The sequence below is a fragment of the Mesorhizobium sp. AR10 genome (genome assembly GCF_024746795.1).
GTDB lineage: Bacteria > Pseudomonadota > Alphaproteobacteria > Rhizobiales > Rhizobiaceae > Mesorhizobium.
In genome coordinates, this window is sequence record NZ_CP080524.1 from 3764591 (window position 1) to 3786434 (window position 21844).

Sequence of the window (21844 nt, forward strand, 5' to 3'; positions counted from 1 at the left end):
CGGCTAAGCCGCCGGCTGCATCGCCGCCCTCAGCAGCATGCCAAATAGATCTCGCGGCTCGTCGGGATCGGCGAGCAAGTCGAGTTCCTCGTACAGGCCGGTCGCTTGCAACTGGTCCCTTACATATCGTAGCGCCGAAAAATCCTCGATCGCGAAGCCGACCGAATCGAACAGGGTGATCTGCTTGGCGTCTCGGCGCCCTTGTGCCTTGGCGGTGATCACCTCCCAGAGTTCGGTCACCGGATGGTTGGGATCCAGCTGCTGGATCTCGCCCTCGATGCGTGTCTGTGGCGGGAACTCGACGAAAATGTCGGAGCGCAGCAGGATGTCCTTGTGGAGTTCGGTCTTGCCGGGGCAGTCGCCGCCGACGGCGTTGATGTGGACACCGGAGCCGACCATGTTGTCGGTGAGAATTGTCGCGCACTGCTTGTCGGCGGTAACGGTCGTGATGATCCCGGCACCCTCAACCGCTTCCTGCCCGGTTTCGCAGATGGTGATGTCAAATCCCATGCCAGCCAGGTTCTTTGCGCATTTCAGGGAGGCGGACCGGTCGATGTCGTAAAGCCTGAGCCGATCGACGCCGGTCAGCGCCTTGAAGGCGATCGCCTGGAATTCCGATTGGGCGCCATTGCCGATGATGGCCATGGTGCGCGTGCCGCTCGGCGCCAGATATTTGGCCGCGACAGCGGATGTGGCGGCGGTGCGCAGCGCGGTCAGGATGGTCATCTCCGTGAGCAGCATCGGATAGCCGCTGCCGACATCGGCGAGCACGCCGAAGGCGGTCACCGTCTGCAAACCCTGGCGCATGTTCTTCGGATGGCCGTTGACATATTTGAAGCCGTAGAGGCGCCCATCGCTGGTCGGCATCAGCTCGATGACGCCGTCGTGGCTATGCGAGGCGATGCGAGGCGTCTTGTCGAAAAGCTCCCAGCGACGGAAGTCTTCCTCGATGTAGCTGGCGAGCTCGGTCAGGAAGCGCTCGACGCCGATGGCGATCACCAGTTTCATCATGCGGTCGACGCTGACGAAGGGGACGATGTTCAGCTTTGCCGTGGTCATTATCAAAAGCTCCCGGAATGGCTGCGGGTGGGGCGGTCCATGATGCGGCGGCCCATCAGGCTCGCCGTCAGGTCGACCATCAGCGTCGCGGTACGGCCACGCTCGTCCAGAAAGGGATTCAACTCGACCAGGTCCAGGCTGGAGACGAGGCCGCTGTCGGACAGCATCTCCATCACCAGATGCGCCTCGCGGAACGTCGCGCCGCCCGGAACCGTGGTGCCGACCGCCGGCGCAATTGACGGGTCGAGGAAGTCGACGTCGAGACTGACATGCAGCAGCCCGTCTTCCGCCGATACGCGCGCCAGGAAGGCGCGCAGCAGCGGCGCAATGCCATGCTCGTCGATGGCGCGCATGTCATGCACAGTCACGCCCGCCTGGTTGAGCGCGCTGCGCTCGGCCGGGTCGACACTGCGCAGGCCCATGGTGCAGATACGCGTGGGATCGACCGCTGCCGGCAGATCCGGAAAATAGCCGCTAAAACCTGGCTGGCCGCTGGCATAGGCGAGCGGAACACCGTGCAGATTGCCGCTGGCGGTGGTGTCGAGCGTGTGGAAGTCCGGATGCGCGTCGAGCCACAGCACGAACAGTGGGCGCCGGGTCTCTGTGGCGCGGCGGGCGAGGCCCGACACGGTCCCCGCCGAGATCGAATGGTCGCCGCCGAGAAAAATCGGCATGGCATCCTTGCTCGCCGCGTAGGCGGCTTCGGCAATGGCGGATGTCCAGGCCGAGACCTCAGGCAGGGCCTTCAGCGCCAGATTGCCGTGCACCACGCGCCTCGCCGGAAGTGCCTGGACGGCGCCCATATCCTCGACAGCGTGGCCAAGACCGGACAGCACCTCAACAAGTCCGGCGGTCCGCAGCGCACTCGGCCCCATTTCGCATCCCATTCTGCCAGCGCCGTCCTGCACCGGCGCCCCGACGATTTTGCAACGCATTGTTTTTCCCGCGGCCCAAGTTTCGAATGACCGCGAGGGGACCATGGCGAGCCGGCGATATGAACAGGCAAAATTGGCAATCCGAAAAGCATAGTTTATCGTAATGGCAGCGAAATTGATCAAAATGGTACCCCGATGGATGCGTTGGACGAACGGCTCGTGACCTTGCTGCGACATGACGCTCGGCGCAGCGTGTCGGATCTCGCCGTGGATCTCGGCGTCTCGCGCGCGACGGTCAGGGCACGTATGGAGCGGTTGGAACGGTCCGGCGACATCATCGGCTACACGGTGGTGCTGCGCGCCGACGCTGTTGATCAGCGCATCCGCGGTATCATGCTCATTGAGATAGAGGGCCATGCCGCAGACCGCGTGGTCCGGGCGCTGGGCGGCTTCCCCGAAGTCTCGACCATCCATACCACCAATGGCCGATGGGATCTGGTCGTCGAACTCGGGACCGCCTCACTGACAGATTTCGACGCTGTGCTGCGCCGCATCCGACTCATTGCCGGCATAACGGGCAGCGAAACCAGCCTTCTCTTGGCGACGCCGCGCACGACCCGAGCACGACTGGCGTAGCTGCTGACAAACGACGCCCTTCGCTGACCGTGGGCTGCCTACGGCTGCCTTCACTGGGATCTGATCAAGATGCTGTTCTGCCAGCCTTGCCGAGACGGGACGGAGCCCCAGGGGAATGGAGCGGCCGGCCACGCAATGGGTCAAGCCGGGGCTCGTGGCCACTGTACAGCACCTGCGCGGCGAGGACGATCTGCGCATGCCTCTCTGCAGGACTTTCGGGAAGAGTAAGGTCCATGCTCCCGCCGTCGCTGGTACATCCGCAGTCGACGGCGGGTGCCGGACTTAAAGCGTACACCGGCCAATGCGGGAGTTCCCGCGCTAGTGAATTTACTGCCACATTCAGCAGTCACTCAATTAATGTTAAGTGCGGCTGGCCATCATCCTTTCAGACGAAGGAACCTAATGCCGTTAGAGGCAGGCGCCATGGAGTGACTTTGTCCACAGGTTATGAAGAGACGAAATCGCCCGAGGACAAGCGCGCCTCGTCAGTTTATTATTAGCGCGGGCTTAACTGCCCTCCACAGTCTGCCCGTTGCCAAGATCTTTAAGGGATCGGCAGCGGGCCTTTTGTGTTGCCGCTTGTGACACTCCAAGCGCTATGCCACACCGCCGTGTCCTTAGCGACACAAGTGGCGTTTCGCTTGCCTAGATCCTATTAAAGTCGGCAAGCCCTAAACGAAGCCGTTGGCCCTCCGCAAAGGCGAGAGCGTAGGATTCCAGTTCGAATGAGCGGGTAAGTTCCTGCTCTTCCTCGACCACGCGGACAAACCATTCGCCGTAGGCTTCAACCACTTCGACCACAGGCTGGCGAGTGCCAGTTCCTCTAACGTCATCCATCGCGTCGCCTCGTAGGCAATGGGAAACGTCTATTGGCGCACGCTTGCGGGCCCCGATGGGATGTCCATCGGGGCACCGCCTAGCGACTAGTTCCTAGAAACCGTATCGGATCCAAACACGTCTGCGATAGCAGCGGGTGCGCCGGCGGCCATATCGCCAATAACGACGGCAGACCCTTCTCCAAACGCGACGTCTGTGGTGGCGGCGATGCCACCGGCGATGGTAGACAGGCTGCAATTCTGCTTCAGTACCGTCGTCCTCGAAGCCCTGTGCGTCCGGAGCATCGAGTTCATCGAGGATGCCGCTTCTGGCGCCTGGAACACCGGCCAGTGCATTGATAGGCCGAACTGTGCTCGCAATGGCCGCTGCCCCTGCAATGCCAAACATCGTTGTCAAAAATGATCGCCGATCCATGGGAAACCTCCCGATCTTCTAGCCCTTCACAAGGGCAGCTAGCGCAGTGAATTCAAAAGGGAAGGGCGTATATCGCGACCGAGCTACGGCTTCCCAGTCGAACAATCGGTTGGAACAAGTCCTTCGTACCGTTGTCATCGAGCGCAACTGTGAGACCGTCGCCCGCGAAGCAGTTACAGAGCCACGCGAGGCTGACGCGCCGTCGCAGAGAATCTTTATCGCGAAGGTGGCTATCAGCCGGATTTTGCAGGTTGCCTTGGGAGAACGACTTCGCAAGAGAAAAAGCCGTTGGCCGGGCTAGCCGCGATGCCGGTCTGCTGTACGTTGAAAACAGCCCAAATCTCACGCGTCAAATGGACAGGCAATGATGTCATGCCGAACGAGTGCTAGAACTGCCTGGGTGGCCAGAACCTTGCGGCTACGATGGTGAGAAAGCCGGTGATTAGAATCCAGGCTTGCACTTCGCGTTTGCTGGCTGTGAGGAGGCACGATGGCTGCAGCGGTCGAGCATTCTCTGCCTCCACTATCGGTTGGAGATCCGAGCGGCTGCCGAAACGCACCGAGTAGGCTCGCGTGAATTCAGCCCCGAGCAAGAAGATCTCGGACGTGTAGTAAACCCAGAGCAACACGACCAGCAGTGCACCGGCCGCACCATAGGAAGATGCGATCGCACTGGTTCCGATGTACCAGCCGATCAGCGACTTGCCGATCGTGAAGAGCAAAGCGGTCACCACTGCGCCAATTCCGACGTCACGCCACTGGAGGGACCGGTCCGGCAGAATTTTATAGATCGCGGCAAACAGAGCGGAAATCAGAACGAACGATACAATGCCATTTATCGATGCGAGAATGATTGTGCCGAGCGGCAAATGGGCATTGATAGTTGCGCCAAGCGCGGAAATGGCGGTGCTCGCTGCCAATGAAACAAGCAGCAAGAATCCCAACGCCGCCACGAGGCCCAGGCTGGCGGCCCGCGCCCGCACCAATCCAGACAACGACATACCGGCAGGCTCGATCTTCCAGATTTTGTTAAGCGAAAGCTGCATTTCGCCAAACACCCCTGAGGCTGTAACGAAAAGGGTGACGATGCCCACCAGGGTGGCAAAAGTGCCAGCGGTTCTGTGAGATGCGCTTTCAATAGTGGCGCGCAGCAGGTCGGCGCTCTCCGAACCCATGACGCCTGCGATCTCGGCCGACAATGCCACCTGCGCCGCTTCATGACCGATGGCAAGTCCGGCCACAGCGACGACGATCAGCAGTATGGGCGCCAGAGACGTAACGGCATAGAACGCCATCGCCGCGCCGTGGCTCAGAGCGTTGTCGTTGATGAAGCCGGCAATGCTTTGCTTACCGAGAATCCAGGCTTCGCGTAGCAGCCGCATTTCCAGGCCCCCATTACTTCCCGAGGTATCTAGAACTGTTGCTCAGAGGCCCCAGGTCAAGGCCGCGGTTTCTGCGGCACGGAAGAGTTTGCCACACCTGCTCACCGGAGCCGCACACCCATCGCTGATGGCGCCCACGCACAGCACAGGCCCAGATGAACACTGGATTCAGAGAAGGCTGAGGCGGTCGAGAAACTGCTCGATATCCCGACCTTGCCGCCGCGCTGGAAAGCGAACAGTTAAAGAAATTCCTCGACTAGGTCCCGATCGCCATCGCCGTTTCAGACCTGAACGCGCAGGTCGGAGCGGAAGGCAGCCAAGTCTGGAGCTTCATACTAGCGGTCATGATTCCATCAATCTCCACCGCTCGCCAGACGACAGATATTAGACGACTTTGCCGGACAATCGGCTAAGTGCTTGATTTATCTGGTACGCCCAAGGGGAATCGAACCCCTGTTACCGCCGTGAAAGGGCGGTGTCCTGACCGCTAGACGATGGGCGCGCTCAGATGAGAGCGGTTTATAGTTGCGTTGCGCCGAACCGGCAACCCGTCTGTCGCCGCCTGCGACAACTTTTTTCAGATGCCGAAAATCGCGCATTTCCGCCAAGCCGGCATGGGTCCGCTGCAATGCGCGTCATCCCTCAGCCGGCGATCTGCGAACGTTCGGTAGCACGTGAAAAGAACTGAAGCCTGGTTCCATCCCGATGAAATCGGGATCGCGGTCTAGCTGCTGCGCCTGCGGCAGCGCCAGTTCCAGTCGCGCTCGGGGCCGACATCGATGTGGACGGAGTCGGTGTGGCAGTAGGTGCCGACGCCGCCGCGGCCGGGCATGGTGCGGATATAGTTCGCCAGTTCCCACTTGGAGACGCCCGGAACCTGGATGTCGGCGGCGGCGCAATACATGTGCAGCGAATTCCTGGCGCCGTTGGCGCGGCGGTTGCGGGCCGGGTCGCGATAGCCCGAAGTTACAACCATCTTCCTGCCGTAGTGGCCCTCGATCGTCTTCAGCACACGGACCAGCGAGGGCTTCAGGCAGGCGACGTCGACGCTCTCGTTCTGCTTCAGAAGGCCGTTGGGCGCCAGCCGGGCGAGGCCGGCCGCGGACGCCACCTGATAGGCGCCGCCCTCATCTTCGTTCAGATCGACGTCGCTCTCGTCGTCGAGGCCGGATTTGCGCTTGATCTCGAACAGCGCCGTCTTGCGCACGCCGGGCAGCGCGTCGCTGGTGTAATTGCTGGTATCGCCGCCGGTCGAGGCCAGTTGCACCGGCTTTTCAGCCGAACTGGCAGAAGCCAGCGTGATGATCGGCTTTGCCGCCGCCTTGGCCTGCACGGCCGCGGCGGGCTGCTCGCCAGAGCGTGTGTTGATCAGCGGCGCAGGGGCTGCCGAGACGGGCGTGGTGCTGAACAGCGAGGCGAGGAACCCCTTCTTCGGCGCATTGATCTGCTGCTGCGGCGCCTCACCAGCGGTCACATAGACCGGGTTGTCCATTGCCGGGGCTGCGGGCTTGGCATCCGACTTCGGCGCAATGGCGCTGGCATTGGCTGCGGCGATCTTCTGGGCCACTGCGTCGGTCTCTTCGGCCGTCTGACCGGGTTGCACCAGTGGCTGCGGCGTGCTCCCGGCAATCGTCTCGGCGCCGGCAGGCACGTTGACGGGGAAGGCGGCCTCGGGCTTGGCCACCGGCACATAGGCAATCTTTTCAGGCAGAGGCGTATCGCCCTCACTCATCACGGTCGATGACGCCTCCGAGGAGGCGGACGTCACCTGTATGGACGAATCGGTCGCGGTTGCCGGCGTCGCGCTCGACGCCGCATTGATGTCGCCCGAGGTGGCGTTGTAGCCGGGCATGCCGACAGACATGTTAGGGTCGCCGACAGAGCTGCAGGACGCCAGGAACATGGAGAAAAGCGCTGCCGCTACGGTGCGGCCCTCTCTCCTCGCGAGGCGCGATCCTGCTGATTTCAAAACAAAATTCCCCCTCGGTGTCCGGCCGGCTTGTCATTGGCGTGGCGTCGATCTGCCCCGTTGCAATGACCTTGTTCCCGATCCGGAAACGAGACCTGTGTCAAATCTGCAAGCCCCGAACTTATTCGTTTGTAGAAGGCGAATTGAGGCTGCCAAACGGTTGACGCCACCATTTCGACCTGTTTTGGCGGCCCGTCAACTCACCAGACATTACAGTCTGTTACACTCGCACCTTGACATAGGTGCCCGGCGCATCTCCAAGCGTTTTCATATGCTTGCCGGGTTTGCGGGCTGGAACGCGGGTATCGTCCCGGGTCTCGACCCAGTGTTGCCAGTGCGTCCACCAGGAGCCGGGATGCTCCACCGCGGTAGCGAACCAGCGATCGAAATCCCCCACCGGCTTGCCGCCGGTCCAGTACTGGTACTTCTTCGCCGCCGGCGGGTTGACGACGCCAGCGATGTGGCCGGAGCCGGCCATGACGTAGTCGACCTTGCCGCCGAAATATTTCGAGCCGAGGAACACCGAAAGCGCCGGCGCGATGTGATCTTCCTTCGAGGCGAGATTGTAGATCGGGATGGTGATGTCAGCGAGCGAAACCACGCGGCCGGCCAGTTCCATCTTGCTTTGCGACAGGTTGTTTTCGAGATAGCAGTTGCGCAGATAGAAGGAATGGTTGGCCGCGCCCATGCGGGTCGAATCGGCATTCCAGTAGAGCAGGTCGAAGGGCAGGGGATCCTTGCCGCGCATGTAGTTGTTGATGACGTAAGGCCAGATCAGGTCGCCCGAGCGCAGCATGTTGAAGGCGGTCGCCATCTTGGTGCCGTCGAGATAGCCCTTTTCATGCATCGATTTTTCGACGGCCGCGACCTGATCCTCGTCGACGAATACTTTCAGGTCGCCGGCATGGGTGAAGTCGACCTGCGTGGTGAAAAAGGTCGCCGATTTGATGCGGTTGTCGCCTTCCTGCGCCAGCAGCGCCAGGGCCGCGGCGAGCAGCGTTCCGCCAACGCAATAGCCGATGGCGTTGACGTCCTTTTCGCCGGTGGCTCTTTCAATCGTGTCGAGGCCATATTGCAGGCCCTCTCTGATATAGGCCTCCCAGCTCTTGGTGCCGTGACGTTCATCGGGATTGATCCAGGAGATGACGAAGACGGTGTGGCCCTGCTCGACCGCCCAGCGGATGAAGGATTTCTGCGGGTTGAGATCGAGAATGTAGAACTTGTTGATCCATGGCGGGCAGATCAGCAGCGGCCGCTTGAGTACGGTTTCGGTCGAGGGATCGTACTGGATGATCTCGGCGACATCGCTGCGGCCCACCACCTTGCCTGGCGTGGTGGCGAGGTTCTTGCCGATCTCGAAAGACGAATAATCGGCCTGCCTCAGTTTCAGGTCGCCCTTGCCGGCGACGATGTCCTCGGCCAGCATCTTCATTCCGCGCACCAGGTTTTCGCCATCCGAGGCGATGGTCTCGCGAAACAGTTCCGGATTGGTCAGGATGAAATTCGACGGCGAGATGGCGTTGGACACCTGCTTGACGTAGAAGCTGGCCTTGTGGCGGGTGTGCTCGTCCAGACCATCGGCGTGCTCGACCAGTTCGGCTGCCCAGCGCGAGGTGACGAGATAGGCCTGTTTCAGGAAATCGAAGAAAGCGTTGCGGCCCCATTCGGGGTCGAGGAAGCGCTTGTCGCCGCGCTCGGGCTTGACCGCATCGTCGGGGCCTTCAGTGCCGGGACTGACGCGCTGGATGGCGTTCGCCCAGACCGTCATGTAACCGCCGAACAGCCGCGTCTGCGCTTCCAGCGCGCGCTGCGGATCGGAAAGCCAGTATTCGCTGAGCTTCGAGAAGGTCTTGACCATATCGACGACCGGCTCGGCGACATGGTCGCGCACTTCGCCTTTTTCGCGCGGCTCGGCCCATGCGGAAGCCGCTTTGCCGGCCTGTTCGACCATGCGCGCCATGTTCAGCGCAAAGCGTTCCGGGTCCTTCACCAGATATTGCTCGACGGTCGAGGGTCCGCCATCTTCCGTTTTGCCCGAATCGGGTGTTTTGGACATGGTTCGCGGGGTTCCTCCCGAGGCGTTTTCTTGACATATTATCATGGGACATCTGACCGGGTCCAATGCGCTGTACCCCGGCTGCCAGGAAAACAATATGACGATTAATATTGGCGAGACTGTTTTTTCGGGCGCCGGTCGTTTTTGCCGCATCGCCGTTGCCTTGCTGGCAACCGGAGGCGCCCTGCTGGCGGTGGGCGGCTGCACGAGCAGCAACAAGGAAGGCGCTGCACCTGTCGCCCTCGTCGCCGGCGCGCAGGACACCGGCTCCTATCCGAACCTGAACATCCCGCCGCAGGTTGCAGCCCAGCAGCTCACGGACGAGGAGCGCAACACCAAGCTCGCCCAGTTGAAGGCCGATCAGCAGGCGCAACTCGGCAAGGGCGGCCGCACGACAGCCACGAACCCGGCGGCGCTGAATACGCTGGCGAAAAATCATGGCGACGAGACGCTGAAGCAGATCGAGGCCAAATGCGACCCCGCCCTCGACCCTACCTGCAAATAGGGTTATATCGCGCGACCGAAACCACCTTTGCCAAACCACGTTTGATCGTCTGGAACTGACATGGAAGAATTTCACAAGGTCCGCCGGCTTCCGCCCTACGTCTTCGAGCAGGTCAACCGGCTGAAGGCCAGCGCCCGCTCTCGCGGCGCCGACATCATCGACCTTGGCATGGGCAATCCGGATCTGCCGACGCCGAAGGCGATCGTAGACAAATTGTGCGAGGTCGTGCGCGATCCGCGCACGCATCGCTATTCGTCGTCGCGCGGCATTCCGGGCCTGCGCCGAGCCCAGGCCAATTACTATGCCCGCCGCTTTGGCGTGAAGCTCAATCCCGACACGCAAGTGGTGGCGACGCTGGGGTCGAAGGAAGGCTTTGCCAACATGGCGCAGGCGATCACCGCGCCGGGCGACGTGATCCTGTGTCCCAATCCGACCTATCCGATCCACGCTTTCGGCTTCATCATGTCGGGCGGCGTTATCCGCTCGCTGCAGGTCGAACCGGACGACGGCTTCATCCCGGCGCTGGAGCGCGGCATCCGCCATTCGATCCCGAAGCCGCTGGCGCTGATCCTCAACTATCCGTCGAACCCGACAGCGCTGGTCGCCTCGCTCGATTTCTACAAGGATGTCGTGGCGTTCGCCAAGAAGAACGACATCATCATCCTGTCGGACCTTGCCTATTCGGAAATCTATTTCGATGGCAATCCGCCGCCCTCGGTGCTGCAGGTGCCGGGCGCAATCGACGTGGCCGTCGAGTTCACCTCGATGTCGAAGACCTTCTCCATGCCTGGTTGGCGCATGGGCTTTGCGGTCGGCAATGAGCGGCTGATCTCGGCGCTGACACGGGTCAAATCCTATCTCGATTACGGCGCCTTCACGCCGATCCAGGTGGCGGCCGCGCACGCGCTCAACGGCGATGGCGCCGACATTGCCGAAGTGCGCGACATCTATCACAAGCGCCGCGACGTCATGGTCGATGCCTTCGGTCGCGCCGGCTGGACCATTCCAGCACCGGCGGCGTCGATGTTCGCCTGGGCGCCGATACCGGACCCGTTCAAGCATCTCGGTTCTCTCGAATTCTCCAAGCTGCTGATCGAGCATGCCGACGTGGCGGTGGCGCCGGGCATCGGCTTCGGCGAGCACGGCGACGATCATGTGCGCATCGCGCTGGTCGAGAACGAGCACCGGATCCGGCAGGCGGCGCGCAACATCAAGCGCTTCCTGGCGTCCAGCGCCAAGCAGCCCAACAATGTGGTGCCGCTCGCCGCGCATCGTTGAGCTGCCGCATATCACATCGACAGAATATTTGAGGGGCGTCGCCGGACATGGCTGAAGCGTTGCGTGTTGGAATTGCCGGTCTGGGAACCGTCGGTGCGTCAGTGGCGCGGGTGCTGCGCGACAAGGCGGCGGAACTGACGCGCCAGTGTGGTCGCGATGTCGTCGTCACTGCAGTTTCGGCACGCGATCCCAAGCGCGACCGCGGCGTCGATCTGGGGGCTGCCAAGTGGTTCGACGATCCGGTGAAGATGGCGCAGACCGCCGATATCGACGTCTTCGTCGAGTTGATGGGCGGCGATGAGGGGCCGGCGCGATCGTCCGTGAAGGCAGCGCTTGAAGCAAGCCGCCACGTCGTCACCGCCAACAAGGCACTGCTCGCCAAGCATGGCGTGGCGCTGGCCGAGATCGCCGAGAAGAAGGGGGTGCTGCTCAATTATGAGGCGGCGGTGGCCGGTGGCATCCCGGTCATCAAGACGATGCGCGAGGCAATGGCCGGCAATTCGGTCACCCGCGTCTTTGGTATCCTCAACGGCACCTGCAACTACATCCTGACCCGCATGGAAGCCGAGGGTATCTCGTTCGACGTCTGCCTCAAGGACGCGCAACGGCTGGGCTACGCGGAAGCCGATCCGACCTTCGACATCGAGGGTCACGACACCGCGCACAAGTTGTCGATCCTGACCAGTCTGGCCTTCGGCACCAGGATCGCCGCCAACGACATCTACATGGAAGGCATTTCCAACATCAGCCAGGCCGATATCCGTGCTGCCGCCGATCTCGGCTACCGGATCAAGCTGCTCGGCGTCGCCCAGCGCACGGAAAGCGGCATCGAACAGCGCGTGCACCCGACCATGGTGCCGACGGCGTCGGTGATCGCGCAGGTGCACGGTGTCACCAACGCTGTTGCGATCGAAACCGACATCCTGGGCGAACTCCTGCTCTCCGGTCCAGGTGCCGGCGGCAATGCCACCGCATCGGCGGTGGTCGGCGACATTGCCGACATCGCCAAGAGCCGGCCGGGTTTCCAGCATGGCCCGGTCTTCGGCCTGCCGGCGAAGGAATTGAAACCCTACAAGAAAGCGCAGATGCGCAGTCATGCCGGCGGCTATTTTATCCGGCTCACGGTGCATGACCGCATCGGCGTTTTTGCCGCGATCGCCAAGCGCATGGCCGACAACGATATTTCGCTGGAATCGATCGTGCAGCATGCGGTCAATGGCGAGACGGAAGCGCAGAAGACGGTGATCCTCGTCACGCATGAGACAACCGAGGCTGCCGTGCGCAAGGCCGTCGACGGCATCACCAAGGACGGCCATCTGACCGACAAGCCGCAGGTCATCCGCATCGAACGGGCAGGGTAGAGTTTCATCTTTTCCCTTCAATCGATTGATATCGCTGCGCTTTCAAAAAACGGCTGCTCAGGTCTTGCTGTTGTCATGGAGCTTTGACACAAGGATCGCGCCCCTGGCGGAGGCGCGTGCGAACGAGGATTTCCACCGATGAATGTGGCTCAGAACATTGTCGCCGGTCTTAACCGGATACTCACCATGGAACTGGTGCGGGTCACCGAGCGCGCCGCGGTAGCGGCCGCCAGATTGCGCGGACGCGGCGACGAAAAGGCCGCTGACCAGGCCGCCGTCGACGCCATGCGGCAGGAACTCAACCGGCTCGCCATCAAGGGCACAGTGGTGATCGGCGAGGGTGAGCGCGACGAGGCGCCGATGCTCTATATCGGCGAAGAGGTTGGCAACGGCATGGGCCCGGCGGTCGATATCGCGCTCGATCCGCTCGAAGGCACGACGATCTGCGCCAAGAACCTGCCCAATGCGCTGGCCGTCATCGCCATTGCCGAGAAGGGCAGCCTGCTGTTCGCGCCCGATGTCTATATGGAAAAAATCGCCATCGGTCCGTTCTATGCGGATGGCGTGATCGACATCGACGCTTCGCCGGCTGAGAACATCGCCAATCTGGCCAAGGCCAAGGGTGTCGCGATATCGGAGATCACCGCCTGCATCCTCGACCGGCCGCGCCATGGCAAACTGATCGAAGCCGTGCGGGCAACAGGCGCTGCCATCCGGCTGATCGGCGACGGCGATGTCGCCGGCGTCATCCACACCACCGATCCGGAGGAGACCGGTATCGACATCTATCTCGGCACCGGTGGTGCGCCCGAGGGCGTTCTGGCCGCTACCGCCTTGCGCTGCACCGGTGGCCAGATGCAGGGCCGGCTGATCCTCGATACGCCGGGAAAGGTGGCGCGCGCGGCAAAAATGGGCATCTCCGACCCGAAGCGGGTCTACCGGGCACAGGACATGGCTCGCGGCGACGTGCTGTTTGCGGCGACCGGCGTCACCGACGGCAATTTGCTCAACGGCGTCAGGTTCGGCCGCGACACCATCACCACCCATACCATCGTGCTGCGCTCGTCATCGCGGACCGTGCGCGAGATCAAGGCGCGTCACCAGGATCTGGAAAAGTTTTAGCCACCCCTCACAGCAGGCTCTTGGTTCTTGCGCAGCCGCACCGCAGTTGGTAGCCCTGTGGCCGCATCTGGCCGCAAGGACATGAAGATGAAATCGTTCGACTGGCACGCGGCTCCGATTTCGCGCGCCACGGCCATTACCAAGTCCTATCGCAACACCCAGAACGCGCGGCGCTTTTTCATCAAGGAGTGCGGCGGTGGGTTCGAGTTCGATCGACCTTTCATGGCTTGGCTCAGGGATGGCGTCGAAAAGACCATGGGTGATGCAGCCGACGAATGGCTTCGGCGCGAAGCTGAAAAGCGGCAGTAATTTTTCTGGAAATCTCGTACGAAAGTGCATCCATAGCAGGCCGCTTGGCTTTGCCTGCCTTTGGCCTATCCTGCGGCCACGGATGAGCTGGCAAATCATATGACGGGCGAAAAACGCCTCTTCCTCGATGTCAGGCAATCGGCAACCGGTGTCTCGTGGGAACACCGGCTGACCGAGCGGCAGGACATGGCAGCGCTCGCTATCGCGCAAGGCCATGGTGTGCCCGACATCGTCGCGCGCGTGCTTGCCGGGCGCGGCGTGACCGCCGGTGAGACGGAGCGGTTCCTCGATCCGACCATCCGCAATCTTTTGCCGGACCCGGCATCGCTAACCGATATGGACAAGGCAGCAACCCGCCTCGCCGAGGCAATCGTGGCCAAAGAAAAGGTGGCGATCTTCGGCGACTACGACGTCGATGGCGCGGCCTCGTCGGCACTGCTGAAGCGGTTTCTCGGCCATTTCTCTGTGCCCTCGGAAATCTACATTCCGGACCGTATTTTCGAGGGTTACGGTCCCAATCCGGAAGCCATGCGCGAACTCGTGTCCCGGGGCGCGAAGCTGATTGTCACAGTCGACTGCGGCACCAACAGCGCTGTTTCCATCGATGCGGCCAAGGCAGTTGGTGCCGATGTCGTGGTGCTCGACCACCATCAGGTCGGCGGGACGCTGCCGGAGGCAACTGCCGTCGTCAATCCCAATCGCGAGGACGATCTATCGGGCCAGGGCCACCTTTGCGCCGCCGGTGTTGTCTTCCTCACTCTGGTGCAGACGGCGAAGATCCTGCGTGGCCGCTTGCCCGATGCAGCACCGCCGGACCTGCTTTCTTTGCTCGACCTAGTGGCGCTGGCTACCGTTTGCGATGTGGTGCCGCTCACCGGTGTCAACCGTGCCTTCGTGGTCAAAGGGTTGCAGATGGCGCGCCAGCAGAAGAACGAGGGGCTGGCGGCTCTGGCGCGGGTGTCGCGCATTGGCGAGCCGATCAGCACCTTTCACCTGGCCTATCTGATCGGACCGCGCATCAATGCCGGCGGGCGCATTGGCGACGCAGCGCTTGGTAGCCGCCTGCTCGCCACCGACGATCCGGTCGAGGCTCGCACCATTGCCGAGACGCTCGACCGGCTCAATCAGGAGCGGCAGCAGATGGAGCTGGAAATGCTGGCCCAGGCGCGGACGGAGGCCGATGCCGAGCTTGCTGGCGGCAACGGCCCCGCTATCGTCGTCACGGCCAGCACCAGCTGGCATCCGGGCATCGTCGGCCTGCTGGCCTCGCGGCTCAAGGACCACGCGCGCCGGCCTGCCTTCGCCATCGCCTTCAACGCCAATGGTGTCGGCACCGGATCGGGACGTTCGGTGTCCGGCTTCGACCTCGGCCGGCTGGTGCGCGAGGCGGCCGATGCCGGGCTGATCGTCAAGGGCGGTGGCCATGGCATGGCGGCCGGCATCACGGTGGAGCGGGCGAAACTCGGTGAGCTCAGGGCCTTCTTCGAGGAACGCGCGGCAGCCGACATTTTTCGGCTGCAGGATGAGGAAAGCCTGGCCATCGATGGCGCGCTCGCCGCCGAAGGCGCGACGCTCGGCCTGCTCGATGCACTGGAAAAGGCCGGTCCGTTTGGTGCCGGCCATGTCGCGCCGGTCTTCGCGCTGCCGCGGCACCGACTGGCCGACGCGCGGCCGGTGGGCACCAATCACATCCGCGCCGAACTGCAGTCGGAAAGCGGCGGCCGCATCCAGGCGATCGCCTTTCGCGCCGTCGATACCGCACTCGGCGAGTTCCTGTTCAAGAACAGGGGCAAGACGGTGCACGTCGCGGGGTCGCTGTCAGGCAACTACTGGAACGGCAACCGCACAGTGCAGTTCCGCATCACCGACGCGGCACGTGCCTGATTTTGACCGGGCTCATAGTCCGAAGACGACGGTTGCTGCGATTGCGATGGCGCTCATGAAGGCGTCGGCGCAACGGTCGTATCTGGTCGCGATCCGTCGCTAGTCCTTGAGCCTGCCGGACATGCGTTCGATGCGATTGCGCTGTTTGCAGGGCGGGTTTAGCTGTAGTTGACATGCAGGTATTTACCTGCATATTGTGGTCTCACAAAACGAGTGAGAGCGATGAACGCTGACGAGGTTTTCAATGCGCTGGGCGACCCGACACGCAGAAGGCTGCTTGACCTTCTTTGTGAAAAGAACGGGCAGACGCTCGGCCAGCTTTGCGAAAACCTGGACATGGCCCGGCAATCCGCCACGCAGCACCTCGGCATATTGGAGGCGGCCAATCTGGTGAGCACGGTCAGGCGCGGTCGCGAAAAGCTGCATTTCATCAACCCCGTGCCGCTGCACGAAGTCTACGAGCGGTGGGTGCGGAAATTCGAACGGCAGCGGCTCAGCCTGCTGCACGATCTGAAGAAAGAACTCGAAGGAGAATGACAATGACCAGAGAGACGACCAGCTTCGTTTACGTGACCTATATTCGCTCGACGCCGCAAAAGGTGTTCGAGGCCATAATCAAACCGGATGTCGCAAGGCGTTATTGGGGCCACGAGAACGTCTCCGATTGGAATCCCGGATCGAAATGGGAACATGTCCGCGCCAATGACGAGCGCACCGTCGAGCTCATCGGCAAGGTCGTCGAGATTTCGCCGCCGACCCGTCTGGTCATCACTTGGGCCAACGCTTCGCAGGCCTCCGATCCGTCAAAACATAGCCGGGTGACATTCGGCATCGAGGAATACGACAACATGGTGCGGCTGACAGTCACTCATGATGAGCTGGAAGCCGGCAGCGAGATGGCCAAAGGCATCAGCCAGGGTTGGCCGGTCGTGCTGTCCAGCATGAAGTCCTTCCTGGAAACCGGCAGCGGCATCGACGTTTTCGCCAAGCCGAAATCAGCCTGACCCCTTGCCGATCAACAATTCCGCCGGCGGAGAATGACAATGACCAAGCGATATAGCGGCGGATGCGCGTGCGGCGCGATCCGCTATGAAGCCAGCAGCGAACCCGTCTTCGCGAACCACTGCCAATGCCTCGATTGCCAGAAGCGCAGCGGCACCGGGCATGGCTCCTATCTGACCTTCGCCGGTCGCGCCGGCATGACGATTACGGGCGAGGCAAGCACCTGGCGGATAAGGGGCGACAGCGGCTACGAAAAGATCCACGCCTTCTGCCCGACCTGTGGAACGCCGGTCTACCTGACATTCGTCGCCATGCCCGACCTGATAGCGATCCACGCGACCAGCCTTGACGACCCAGGCCAATTCAATCCGAAGGTGCTCACTTACGGCATCCGCGGCCATGCCTGGGACACGATTGATCCCTCATTGCAGAAATTCGATCGCATGCCGACCGTATGAAGTCCCGGGGAGCAATGCGAAACTGCCGACGATGTCAGTGGGTCCGCCAAGGGCTCGAAGCGGTTGTAACATGCTGCAGGATTGATGGGTCGCTGAGCCTTAAGCGAGAACCGTCTGCAATCGCGTCAGTTCGCTAATCTGGGCCATCGTTGCCTGATAGCCAATGCGGATCGCCTCGTCGGCACGGTGGAATTCGGTCAGGCCGATATGGCTGAGCTTCGGCTGCAGCGACATGTCAGGGGGATCGCCTGCCAGCCTGGCGCGTGAAATTCGGTCCTGGATGATGTTGAAGGCTTCGACCATGACGCCGGTGATGCCAAGCCGCGATTCGCGCGACTGGCGCTCGGTATCGACCTGGCCGGCCCTTGGTGCATCCTTCTCGACGACGAGTTCGCCGGCACTGTGCTTGATGACAGCGGCGCGGCCGAACAGATCATAGTGAAGGTTCACAGCAACCACGAGCGGCTGCTCGTAGGCGCGGCACACCGAGACCGGTACCGGATTGACCAGTGCGCCATCGACCAGCACACGACCGTTGCAGCTCACCGGCTCGAACACGCCTGGCAGCGCGTAGGAGGCGCGCATGGCGGTGATCAGCGAGCCGCTGGACAGCCAGATTTCGTGGCCGGTGCGGATTTCTGCGGTAACGCAGACAAACGGCTTCGACAGATCCTCGAAGCGAAAACCGGCCATATGCTCGCGCAGCCTTGCATCGAGCTTCATGCCGCCAAACAGGCCGTTGCCGCGCAAACTTAGATCGAGAAGGCCAAAGATGCGTCGCTTGGTCAGGCTTCGGGCGAATTCTTCCAGCTCGTCGAGCTTGCCTGAGAGATAACAGCCGCCGACCAGCGCACCGATCGAGGTGCCGGCGATCATCGATACTTCGATGCCGGCTTCGTCGAGCGCACGCAGCACGCCGATATGAGCCCAGCCGCGCGCGCAGCCGCCGCCCAGAGCGAGCGAAATGCCGGTTTTCTTCGCAGGGGTTAATTCGGACGCGCCGCCTGACGAGGAGAGGCCATTGGCTTCCCGAACGTCTGGTCTGTTACGCAATGACGCCCACTCGAGCATCATGATCTCCCCTTGTCCCAGGTCCTTTGTAGCATGAAGGATGTTTTAGAATAGTGAATATGAGTGACCTGCGACTGTCGAATGGTTCACAAAGGCTTCCGATACGTGTTTTCCGCATCGAACAGCGGTTTGCTACCGTCGCCGGCAAGCATCCCCTTGCCGTCGATCAGCCCCACCGTCCGATAAAAGCATGAACGCCGGCCGGTATGACAAGTTGCATCGTGGCCCAACACTTTGACCCGCAGCCACAAGGCGTCCTGGTCGCAGTCGGTGCGCATCTCGACGACGTGCTGGAAGTTGCCCGAGGTTTCGCCCTTTTTCCACAAAGCGCTGCGCGAGCGCGACCAGTAATGAGCAATGCCGGTTTCCAGCGTCAGCGCCAGTGCCTGCGCATTCATATGGGCAACCATCAGCAGCATGCCGTCTTGGGCATCGGTGACGACGACGGTGACGAGACCGCCGGCATCGAAGCGCGGCGAAAAGACCGCACCTTCCTCCAGTGCCTTCTTGTCGGAGGGAGCTTTCGGAAATTCCAGTGCCGACATCGCCGGTCCTTATCTGGCGAAGCCGGCTGGGGTCATTCAGACCCCGCCGCCGCGCACCATGGTGACGAAACGGACCTGCTCTTCGGGCGTATCCTTGAAAACGCCGGTGAAGGTCGAGGTCAGTGTGGTGGAGCCTTGCTTGCGGATGCCGCGCATGGCCATGCACATATGCTCGGCCTCGAGCATGACGGCAACGCCGCGTGGATTGAGCACGTCCTGGATGACGCCGGCGATCTGCGCGGTCATCGCCTCCTGGGTCTGCAGGCGATGGGCGAAGATATCGACGACGCGCGCGATCTTGGACAGGCCGACAACCTTGCCGTCCGGCAAATAGCCGACATGCGCCTTGCCGATGATCGGCACCATATGGTGCTCGCAATGCGAATGGAATGTTATGTCCTTGACGATGACGAGGTCGTCATAGCCGGCGACTTCCTCGAAGGTGCGGCCGAGCTCCTCGGCCGGGCACATGTCGTAGCCGTTGAACATTTCGCGGAATGCCTTGGTGACACGCTTCGGCGTATCGACCAGGCCCTCTCGCTCTGGATTGTCGCCGGTCCAGCGCAACAGCGTGCGCACTGCTGCCTCGACCTCGGCTTCGCTCGGCCGATCGGTGACCGGCTTTTCCATATAGGCCGACTGCGGCATGAGTTTCTTGATGACGGCATCCATAAAAGGCGTCTCCCGTAGTCCCTCTCTGCGGAGGAACGAGTTGAACGGACCACGACCTTTCGGGTGTAAGAAACCCGCTCGGTTTCCAGCCCGCAAAGCGGCGTGAACAATTTAGGCAAAGAGCAAGGGCTTGTGGTTGCCTTGTCGATACCCGACTGCCAGCATTATATATGGTCGTGCCGAGCGAAAGGAAGATGTATCAGCGGCAATCGCTGTTCGCTTGGCGGCGACGGATTGGAAAATTATGATCGACGACGTCTACAATGCGAAAATTCTGGGTTTTGCTGGAAACATCGCGCGGATCGGCCGGCTTGAGCATCCAGACGCAACGGCAAGGGCGCATTCCAAGCTGTGCGGCTCGACCGTGACGGTCGATCTGAAGATGGATGACGGCGTCGTCACCGATTTCGCCCACGACGTGAAGGCTTGCGCGCTTGGTCAGGCGTCGTCCTCGATCATGGCGCAGCATGTCGTCGGCGCCAGCGCCGACGAATTGCGAAAGGTGCGGGAGACGATGCTGAGAATGCTGAAGGAAAATGGCGCGCCGCCGGAAGGCCGCTTCGCCGACCTCAGATATCTGGAGCCGGTGCGCGACTACAAGGCGCGCCATGCCTCGACCATGCTGACCTTCGATGCCGTGGTCGACGCTATCGGCCAGATCGAGAAGAAGCGCGCCGAACAGGCAGCTTAGGCTTAAACACGGTGGCCGCGAACTCTGCTTCGACCCAGTCGGAAAATGCCTTTGCCGCCCGTCTAAGGCGATTGAAGCTTGGTGCGACCAGCCAATATGCCCCGTAGGCCACTTCCATATCGAACGGCCGGATGAAATTCCCGAGCCGCAGATCATCGCCTTCCATCACCTGATCTCCCAAGGCAACGCCGTGTCCGAGTTTGGCCGCCTGCATGACAAGGGCTGCGTCGGCATAAATCGGACCTCTCTGCAGCGCCAGGTCGGGAAGGCCGACGGCATGGAACCACTGTGCCCAACCGTCGCGATTTTCATCGTGGAGCAGCGTGAAGTGGCGCAGATCGGCCGGGGAGGAAAGTGGCGGGCCGGCTGCGAGCAGTGCCGGCGTGAGTACGGGTGTCAGCGACACGTCGATGAGATGCTTTGCTTCGGTCCGTGGCCAGGAGGTTGCGGCCGTCGCGTAGCGGATCGCAATTTCGGCCTCGTGACTGCGGAATTCCACAAGCCGAGTGTTTGAATCGACCGCTACGTCGATTTCGGGATGCCGCTCTCGAAACAGATTGAGCCGCGGTATCAGCAAGGCACCCGCGAACGCCGGCTCGACGCTGACCCGAAGCAAACTCTGTTCTTGCTCGGCAATGATCTGGGACAGCCGCCGGTCGATGTCGTCGAAACTGACGGTCAACTGGTCAAGCAGGGCTTGGCCAGGCTCGGTCAGAATGACGCGGCGGTGCCGGCGCTCGAACAGCGGCCTGCCGATCAAGCTTTCGAGCTCCCGGATCTGGCGGCTGATCGCCGCTTGCGAAACGAACAGTTCCTCGGCCGCCCGGCTGAAGCTGAGCAGCCTGCCGGCAGCCTCGAAACTCCTCAATGCCGTCAGGGGAAGGCGTCCGCGCTTCATTCGCATAATCTCAGGTTATCCGACGAGGAAATTATACTCGTTTGAGGATGAAGGCCAGCAGCGGTCTAATCGCTCTCAAAGGAGATGCAGCCATGAACCAGTTCCTGAGCATTTTTGGCGATGTCATGCGCATCGCGACGTTTCAATGGCATGGCGAAAGGCGGCCGTATGCCGGACGTTGCGAAGAAGGGTCCCGCTGGTCGGCTTCGGCCGGTCGCTATCCCGTTCGCCGTTCAAGACCCTGAAGCCGGCGTCGATAGGGGATTGCGTTCTCCGGCCGACGCCCACATCTATCCCCTGGGGAAACGCCATGCGGAGAATGCGGTGCGCGACCAACATCGGCATACGCATGTCGCCGGCCCGCCGCAGCGCGGGCGCAACTGGCCCGGCCCCTGGCGCAAGACGCCGGGCCGCATCCTGGGCACGTCGCTCGTTCGTTTCTACCAGCTGACCTTGTCCGGCTTTGTCGGAAATTCTTGCCGGCATCTGCCGACCTGTTCGGAATATGCGCATGAGGCGATCGCGCGCCATGGGCTATGGGCCGGCGGCTGGATGGGGCTTTTCCGGGTGCTGCGCTGCGGGCCGTTTGGGACGCATGGCATCGACCGCGTCCCCGAGGCGCTGGCGGGGCGCTATGTCTGGTTCACGCCGTGGCGGTATTGGCAGATCGGCAAGAAGATTGGCGATCCAGAGGTCTGACGGTGCGCCAGAGAGAGCGGCTGACCCTTGCAACGATCGAGTCTTAACGATCTGGTAGGGTTAATCGCATGTTGCGCTGAGCTTGCACATTTGAGACAAAATCGAGACAAGACGGCTCGCT

At 61.8% G+C, this 21844-nt stretch carries 23 protein-coding genes, 1 tRNA gene and 1 pseudogene; 13 read left to right on the forward strand and 12 right to left on the reverse strand.

Annotation, left to right across the window (positions count from 1 at the left end):
- Positions 1 to 3 precede the first annotated feature (3 nt).
- Positions 4 to 1059: an ornithine cyclodeaminase gene (locus LHFGNBLO_RS21655; RefSeq protein WP_258601387.1), complete on the reverse strand. Its 1056-nt coding sequence runs from the start codon at positions 1057 to 1059 to the stop codon at positions 4 to 6.
- Between the two features lie 2 nt (positions 1060 to 1061).
- The gene (gene rocF / locus LHFGNBLO_RS21660) at positions 1062 to 1994 is read right to left on the reverse strand and encodes an arginase (RefSeq protein WP_258601388.1); all 933 of its coding nucleotides are present in this window, start codon (positions 1992 to 1994) and stop codon (positions 1062 to 1064) included.
- A gap of 135 nt (positions 1995 to 2129) precedes the next feature.
- Here rocF and LHFGNBLO_RS21665 point away from each other — a divergent pair, with 135 nt between their 5' ends.
- Positions 2130 to 2570 (forward strand): Lrp/AsnC family transcriptional regulator, encoded by a 441-nt coding sequence (locus LHFGNBLO_RS21665; RefSeq protein ID WP_111543746.1) that lies wholly within the window; start codon positions 2130 to 2132, stop codon positions 2568 to 2570.
- Between the two features lie 645 nt (positions 2571 to 3215).
- On the opposite strand, the gene LHFGNBLO_RS21670 is transcribed toward LHFGNBLO_RS21665, so the two are convergent.
- The 5 genes from LHFGNBLO_RS21670 to phaC form a co-directional block, all read right to left on the reverse strand.
- Complete coding sequence (locus LHFGNBLO_RS21670; RefSeq protein WP_258601390.1) at positions 3216 to 3407, reverse strand: hypothetical protein; 192 nt, start codon at positions 3405 to 3407, stop codon at positions 3216 to 3218.
- Between the two features lie 800 nt (positions 3408 to 4207).
- On the reverse strand, positions 4208 to 5203 hold the full coding sequence (locus LHFGNBLO_RS21675; RefSeq protein ID WP_258601391.1) for a YihY/virulence factor BrkB family protein: 996 nt from the start codon (positions 5201 to 5203) through the stop codon (positions 4208 to 4210).
- A gap of 427 nt (positions 5204 to 5630) precedes the next feature.
- Positions 5631 to 5705, reverse strand: a tRNA-Glu gene (locus tag LHFGNBLO_RS21680).
- A gap of 222 nt (positions 5706 to 5927) precedes the next feature.
- Complete coding sequence (locus LHFGNBLO_RS21685; protein ID WP_258601392.1) at positions 5928 to 7067, reverse strand: YcbK family protein; 1140 nt, start codon at positions 7065 to 7067, stop codon at positions 5928 to 5930.
- 325 nt (positions 7068 to 7392) lie between these two features.
- Entirely contained in the window at positions 7393 to 9228 is a 1836-nt protein-coding gene (phaC, locus tag LHFGNBLO_RS21690; RefSeq protein WP_258601393.1) for a class I poly(R)-hydroxyalkanoic acid synthase, read from the reverse strand.
- 43 nt (positions 9229 to 9271) lie between these two features.
- On the opposite strand from phaC, the gene LHFGNBLO_RS21695 reads away from it, so the two are divergent.
- The 6 genes from LHFGNBLO_RS21695 (at position 9272) to recJ (ending at position 15687) form a co-directional block, all read left to right on the forward strand.
- The gene (locus LHFGNBLO_RS21695; protein ID WP_258601394.1) at positions 9272 to 9733 is read left to right on the forward strand and encodes a hypothetical protein; all 462 of its coding nucleotides are present in this window, start codon (positions 9272 to 9274) and stop codon (positions 9731 to 9733) included.
- Between the two features lie 60 nt (positions 9734 to 9793).
- Entirely contained in the window at positions 9794 to 11011 is a 1218-nt protein-coding gene (locus LHFGNBLO_RS21700) for an LL-diaminopimelate aminotransferase (protein WP_258601395.1), read from the forward strand.
- Between the two features lie 47 nt (positions 11012 to 11058).
- Positions 11059 to 12372 (forward strand): homoserine dehydrogenase, encoded by a 1314-nt coding sequence (locus LHFGNBLO_RS21705; RefSeq protein ID WP_258601396.1) that lies wholly within the window; start codon positions 11059 to 11061, stop codon positions 12370 to 12372.
- 138 nt (positions 12373 to 12510) lie between these two features.
- A complete protein-coding gene (gene glpX, locus LHFGNBLO_RS21710; protein WP_258601397.1) occupies positions 12511 to 13494 on the forward strand; it encodes a class II fructose-bisphosphatase in 984 nt (327 codons plus the stop codon).
- A gap of 27 nt (positions 13495 to 13521) precedes the next feature.
- Positions 13522 to 13803 (forward strand): DUF6434 domain-containing protein, encoded by a 282-nt coding sequence (locus LHFGNBLO_RS21715; RefSeq protein ID WP_258601398.1) that lies wholly within the window; start codon positions 13522 to 13524, stop codon positions 13801 to 13803.
- A 99-nt stretch (positions 13804 to 13902) separates the two neighbouring features.
- Positions 13903 to 15687, forward strand: a complete 1785-nt coding sequence (gene recJ / locus LHFGNBLO_RS21720; RefSeq protein WP_258601399.1) for a single-stranded-DNA-specific exonuclease RecJ — start codon at positions 13903 to 13905, stop codon at positions 15685 to 15687.
- A gap of 12 nt (positions 15688 to 15699) precedes the next feature.
- Here recJ and LHFGNBLO_RS21725 read toward each other — a convergent pair.
- Positions 15700 to 15834: pseudogene (locus LHFGNBLO_RS21725) on the reverse strand (transposase); the annotation flags it as partial.
- A gap of 75 nt (positions 15835 to 15909) precedes the next feature.
- On the opposite strand from LHFGNBLO_RS21725, the gene LHFGNBLO_RS21730 reads away from it, so the two are divergent.
- The 3 genes from LHFGNBLO_RS21730 to LHFGNBLO_RS21740 are packed head-to-tail and all read left to right on the forward strand — an operon-like array spanning position 15910 to position 17147.
- Positions 15910 to 16224, forward strand: a complete 315-nt coding sequence (locus LHFGNBLO_RS21730; RefSeq protein WP_258601400.1) for an ArsR/SmtB family transcription factor — start codon at positions 15910 to 15912, stop codon at positions 16222 to 16224.
- 2 nt (positions 16225 to 16226) lie between these two features.
- Positions 16227 to 16691: an SRPBCC family protein gene (locus LHFGNBLO_RS21735; RefSeq protein WP_258601401.1), complete on the forward strand. Its 465-nt coding sequence runs from the start codon at positions 16227 to 16229 to the stop codon at positions 16689 to 16691.
- 39 nt (positions 16692 to 16730) lie between these two features.
- On the forward strand, positions 16731 to 17147 hold the full coding sequence (locus LHFGNBLO_RS21740; RefSeq protein ID WP_258601402.1) for a GFA family protein: 417 nt from the start codon (positions 16731 to 16733) through the stop codon (positions 17145 to 17147).
- 99 nt (positions 17148 to 17246) lie between these two features.
- Here LHFGNBLO_RS21740 and LHFGNBLO_RS21745 read toward each other — a convergent pair whose 3' ends face one another.
- The 3 genes from LHFGNBLO_RS21745 to folE form a co-directional block, all read right to left on the reverse strand.
- The gene (locus LHFGNBLO_RS21745; RefSeq protein WP_258601403.1) at positions 17247 to 18218 is read right to left on the reverse strand and encodes a patatin family protein; all 972 of its coding nucleotides are present in this window, start codon (positions 18216 to 18218) and stop codon (positions 17247 to 17249) included.
- Between the two features lie 86 nt (positions 18219 to 18304).
- Positions 18305 to 18763 (reverse strand): phosphoribosyl-AMP cyclohydrolase, encoded by a 459-nt coding sequence (hisI, locus tag LHFGNBLO_RS21750; RefSeq protein ID WP_258601404.1) that lies wholly within the window; start codon positions 18761 to 18763, stop codon positions 18305 to 18307.
- A 36-nt stretch (positions 18764 to 18799) separates the two neighbouring features.
- Complete coding sequence (gene folE, locus LHFGNBLO_RS21755; RefSeq protein ID WP_258601405.1) at positions 18800 to 19435, reverse strand: GTP cyclohydrolase I FolE; 636 nt, start codon at positions 19433 to 19435, stop codon at positions 18800 to 18802.
- Positions 19436 to 19679: 244 nt separating this feature from the next.
- Here folE and LHFGNBLO_RS21760 point away from each other — a divergent pair, with 244 nt between their 5' ends.
- Positions 19680 to 20126 carry an iron-sulfur cluster assembly scaffold protein gene (locus LHFGNBLO_RS21760; RefSeq protein ID WP_258601406.1) on the forward strand — a complete coding sequence of 149 codons (447 nt, stop codon included), beginning with the start codon at positions 19680 to 19682 and terminating at the stop codon, positions 20124 to 20126.
- Here LHFGNBLO_RS21760 and LHFGNBLO_RS21765 read toward each other — a convergent pair.
- The gene (locus LHFGNBLO_RS21765) at positions 20083 to 21024 is read right to left on the reverse strand and encodes a LysR substrate-binding domain-containing protein (protein ID WP_258601407.1); all 942 of its coding nucleotides are present in this window, start codon (positions 21022 to 21024) and stop codon (positions 20083 to 20085) included. The two genes, LHFGNBLO_RS21760 and LHFGNBLO_RS21765, sit on opposite strands and share 44 nt — an antisense overlap.
- Before the next feature lie 92 nt (positions 21025 to 21116).
- On the opposite strand from LHFGNBLO_RS21765, the gene LHFGNBLO_RS21770 reads away from it, so the two are divergent.
- Positions 21117 to 21269, forward strand: a complete 153-nt coding sequence (locus LHFGNBLO_RS21770) for a hypothetical protein (RefSeq protein ID WP_258601408.1) — start codon at positions 21117 to 21119, stop codon at positions 21267 to 21269.
- A 79-nt stretch (positions 21270 to 21348) separates the two neighbouring features.
- Positions 21349 to 21723 carry a membrane protein insertion efficiency factor YidD gene (gene yidD, locus LHFGNBLO_RS21775; RefSeq protein ID WP_258601409.1) on the forward strand — a complete coding sequence of 125 codons (375 nt, stop codon included), beginning with the start codon at positions 21349 to 21351 and terminating at the stop codon, positions 21721 to 21723.
- Positions 21724 to 21844: the final 121 nt, after the last annotated feature.